This is a genomic window from Bradyrhizobium sp. CCBAU 45384 (assembly GCF_028128665.1).
Lineage (GTDB): Bacteria > Pseudomonadota > Alphaproteobacteria > Rhizobiales > Xanthobacteraceae > Bradyrhizobium > Bradyrhizobium manausense.
This window is the reverse complement of sequence record NZ_LBIZ01000060.1, coordinates 1-4,010: the sequence shown is the minus strand read 5'-3', so window position 1 is coordinate 4,010 and position 4,010 is coordinate 1. Positions and strand designations below refer to the sequence as shown.

Genomic DNA, 4,010 nt, shown 5'->3' with positions numbered 1-4,010 from the left:
GACGCCATGAACACGATCGCCAAGGGCGCGCTGGTGCCCGTCCCCGGCGGCGTGCTGATCATGGATGGCGCGACGCTCCTCGGCGCCGTTGGCGTGTCGGGCGACACGTCGGACAATGACGAGGTCTGCGCGATGGCCGGCATCCAGGCGGCGGGGCTCAAGGCCAACGCGGGTTAGGACTTGCTCAGGGGTGACAACTAGAAGCACGGCTGGCCCGGGGAATCGAGCAACTGCAGGGGCTCGAGCCCCCGACGCCAGGATTATGATGCGAGGCCTGAGGGCTCTCACGCGTTAAGCGGTTTTCTTTCAAGGGATTTTCCCGGGGAAACAGGTGTAAGCGCCCGACGAAAAACTTCTGCCAAGGAAATCGACCGTCCAGCGTTTGTACGGGACGCTCCGATTTGCAGGGCATACTTCGAGAAATCGTGACGCGGCAAGCAAATTGACGATGGCCGCCCGCAATCAGCTGGCGACGCCCAGGACGACAAGAGGATACTGGAAGAATCAGGCGCCATAAAGGGATCGGATGTCCGGACATCGTCATGGCGTCCCTGAAGTCGTGGAGCTGATGCAGCGCTTTGTGACGGAGGGCAAGGTCAGGTGCTGGGGCATCTCGACGCTCTCGCCGGATCGATGCCGGATTACCCTGTCAGGCGGCATGGCGAGGCATTGGCATTATCGCCCCTACCCCGCGCGCCTCGGGATTTCTGGCCGGAGACGTCGGCGCGGACACCGTTCTTTCCGGCCAACGACCACCGCAGCAGACGGCAACGCGATCGGATCGTCACCTGGATGGTGGCTGCCCAAGGGGTTATCGATGTCGACAGCGTCGATCTGGCTGATAGGCCCCGGAATCGCGTTGCGTTGGCGCTGCGATTTTGCCTCTCGGGGACGGAGTTGCCAGGGTAATTCCAGGCATGCTAACGCGGAGCGAAGTTCTGGCCAGCGTTGCGGCTTGCGAACAGGGGCAGCTTGGGCGAGATGCCATGCTGAGCATCGAAGGCCTCTACCGCCGTTACGAAGCTCGGTTGCGGGCCTGACGTCTGGCGCAATCTTGCGGGGCATCGCAAGTTTCTTTTGCGCCGACTTCTGGTGAGGTCTGGCTGTCGGGCGCGATATTTTCAGAACGCGACGCTGACGCGGAGTGGTGCACGAAGTTGGGAGTGGTCTTGGCCTCGACCATTGTAAAGCCGATATCAGAACCGCGTCCGGTGGCATCAGCGGTCCACGGGAGCTTGAACATGTTGTCCAACGCCCTGAGTTGGGCGTGGCTCGACACGGTCTGCCAGTATCGGCGCTCTAGGATCGGTCCTCTGTGGGAGACCCTCAACGTTCTGGTGATGTTGTTGGGCCTGAGCGCCGTCTCTTCGGCGATCTTTGGCAGCAGTGTCTCCGACATTATCGCCTATGTCGGCGTCGGAATCATCGTTTGGTCGGCCATATCAGCGCTTATCGTCGAAGGAGGCGGCGTCTTCGTCAGACATGCCGGATATCTCAGCAATTCGACACTCGGTCTCGGTCTCTATGTCGGACGAACCGTTTTCAAGATCATGATCACCTTCGGGCATCACGCGATCATTTATGTGGTGGGGGTCGTGTTCGCACTCGTGCCGCTCGGTCCGACCAGCCTGCTCGCGATCCCTGGGATCGTCCTGCTCTTCGTCAACGGCTTCTGGGTCGTGATGGTGCTCGGCTTCATCTGCGCGCGATACCGGGACGTTGAACTGATCGTGCGAAACTTGATGCAACTTGCTTTTTTCTTGACGCCGGTATTCTGGAACTACCGACAAATCACCAGCAACCGGCAGTTTCTCGTCGAATACAATGTCCTTTTCTATTTCATCGAGATCATTCGCGATCCGCTGCTCGGCCAGGTTCCGCCGCTCTGGCACTATCTGACGGTTCTCGGGTTCACCGTGGCCGGCTATGGGCTCGCTTTTTTCGTTTACCGACGGATGCGCGCTCACCTCGCATTCTGCGTCTAGCGCATGTCCGGAGAAGTGGGCACCGGCTTTCCGATAAGATCATGCTCGAACAGCAAAAATTATCATGAGAAACGGCTAGTCCATGACTCACGTGCGTCTGAAGAACGTCAACGTCAGCATACCCATCTACGATAGCCATGCGCTCCGCCTGATCCGCATGCCGTCATTCAGCAATGTCCGGGTAGGCTCCGACTCGGCAAGCCGGCTCAACGGCGTCATCGTCATTCATGCCCTGAAGAATCTCTCGCTAGAGCTGGAGGAGGGGGACCGGGTCTGCCTGGTCGGCCACAACGGCGCGGGAAAAACCACCTTGTTGCGGCTGGTGGCTGGTATCTACCCGGCGTCGACCGGTTCGGTGGATGTGAAGGGGAGCACGTTTACACTGCTCAGCGGCAGCATTGCGTTGAATTCCGATGCTACTGGCTACGAGAACATCAGGCTGATCGCAAATCTATACAACTGGTCCAGCGAAAAATATCAGGACCTCGTGCAAGACATCGAGGAGTTCACCGAGCTCGGTGTCTATCTGTCGTTACCCACGCGCATCTATTCTGCAGGCATGCAGGCGCGGCTCGCGTTCGCGCTTGCGACCGCCCAGAACCCGGACGTCCTCTTGATCGACGAAGGCATCGGCGCGGGCGATGCGCACTTCCAGGAGAAGGCGCGCGAGCGTGTGAATCAGTTCGTCAGCCGTGCACGGATCCTGATGATGGCGTCACATTCGAAAGAGCTGTGCAGGCTGATTTGCACAAAGGCGCTAGTCCTATCCAAGGGCGAGAGGGTCTTCTTTGGCGGCGTTGACGAAGGCTTCGCCGTCTACGATCAGATGAGTTGAACTTCTGTCACAAGTCGACTCGACGTCATGCTAATTTAGAACGTGAAGTAGATGAGTTCGCTCGCGCGATTCTGGATGAGCTATTCCGCGCCAGAACGGTTGTTGCGGCCGCTTGGGATCGAAAACCCGAAGAAATCGATTTGGAGGCTGTATCTTGGAGCCCTCGGTACGAAGGTGTTGTTCGACGAAACGCGCGAGGTCGCGGCTTGGCACTCGGTCGAGGATTGCGTCACTGCGATCGAGCGCTACTTGTGTGATGGAAGCGCCCGCGCGGAGATCGCCCGGACCGGGCAGCAAAGGACCATGGGGAGCCACGAGCACGGCGACGGCATGGTGCGCTCGGAATTCCACGAGGTCATGTTTGGCGAGCGCCTCGTCGCCGACTTCCGCGAGTTGAAGAAGCGCTTCGACCCTGAAGGCGTGCTCAATCCCGGCAAGATCGTCGACGCGCCGAAGATGGACGACCGCTCGCTGTTCCGCTTCAAGTCGGATTATCGCGTCAAAGAGCTCAAGACGAAGCTCGACTGGTCGGCCTATCCCGGCGCCGGCGGCGGTTTTCAGGGCGCGGTCGAGATGTGCAACAACAACGGCGCCTGCCGCAAGCTCGAGGGCGGCGTGATGTGCCCGTCCTATCGCGCCACGCGCAACGAGAAGGACGCCACGCGCGGCCGCGCCAACAGCTTGCGGCTCGCGATCTCAGGCCAACTGGGCCTCGACGCGCTTGCCTCCGACGAGATGATGGAGACGCTAAAGCTCTGTGTCTCCTGCAAAGCCTGCCGCCACGAATGTCCTGTTGGCGTCGACATGGCCAAGATGAAGATCGAGGCGCTGGCGGCGCGCGCAGCTTCCCACGGCCTCACCTTGCGCGATCGCCTGGTCAGCTATCTGCCGCGCTATGCCGGCCTCGCCGCGCGCTTCGCGCCGCTGGCGAATTTGCGCAACCACAGTCCGCTGCTTCGAAAGCTGTTCGAGCGCTTCGCCGGCATCAGTGCCCGCCGCTCCCTGCCCGCGTTCCGCAGCGATGTATTCGTGCCGCCCGCTGAAAGCGTTGGGCCGGAGACCGGCCGCGAAGTCGTTCTCTTCGCCGACACTTTCAATCGCATCTACGAGCGCGAAAACCTCGACGCCGCCCTGCGCGTGCTGACGGCCGGCGGCTATCGCGTGCACATGCCCAAGCCCCCCAGCGGCAG

At 60.6% G+C, this 4,010-nt stretch carries 4 protein-coding genes and 1 pseudogene; 4 read left to right on the top strand and 1 reads right to left on the bottom strand.

Annotated features, from left to right (window positions below):
- Positions 1 to 177, top strand: a 177-nt coding sequence (locus XH80_RS03090; protein WP_271597286.1) for a heme-binding protein, incomplete at its 5' end; no start/stop codon positions are given.
- Between the two features lie 838 nt (positions 178 to 1,015).
- Here XH80_RS03090 and XH80_RS03085 read toward each other — a convergent pair.
- Positions 1,016 to 1,243: a hypothetical protein gene (locus XH80_RS03085; protein ID WP_271597285.1), complete on the bottom strand. Its 228-nt coding sequence runs from the start codon at positions 1,241 to 1,243 to the stop codon at positions 1,016 to 1,018.
- On the opposite strand from XH80_RS03085, the gene XH80_RS03080 reads away from it, so the two are divergent.
- The 3 genes and pseudogenes from XH80_RS03080 to XH80_RS03070 all read left to right on the top strand — a co-directional run.
- Positions 1,242 to 1,985: an ABC transporter permease gene (locus XH80_RS03080; protein WP_271597284.1), complete on the top strand. Its 744-nt coding sequence runs from the start codon at positions 1,242 to 1,244 to the stop codon at positions 1,983 to 1,985. The genes XH80_RS03085 and XH80_RS03080 overlap by 2 nt on opposite strands.
- A gap of 82 nt (positions 1,986 to 2,067) precedes the next feature.
- A complete protein-coding gene (locus XH80_RS03075; protein WP_271597283.1) occupies positions 2,068 to 2,820 on the top strand; it encodes an ABC transporter ATP-binding protein in 753 nt (250 codons plus the stop codon).
- Between the two features lie 306 nt (positions 2,821 to 3,126).
- Positions 3,127 to 4,010, top strand: a pseudogene (locus XH80_RS03070) ((Fe-S)-binding protein); the annotation flags it as partial.

Bases quoted from the DNA above. Each gene is read 5' to 3' on its own strand.
- XH80_RS03080 (WP_271597284.1), top strand. From the start codon at position 1,242: ATGTTGTCCAACGCCCTGAGTTGGGCGTGGCTCGACACGGTCTGCCAG.
- XH80_RS03075 (WP_271597283.1), top strand. From the start codon at position 2,068: ATGACTCACGTGCGTCTGAAGAACGTCAACGTCAGCATACCCATCTAC.
- XH80_RS03085 (WP_271597285.1), bottom strand. From the start codon at position 1,243: ATGTTCAAGCTCCCGTGGACCGCTGATGCCACCGGACGCGGTTCTGAT.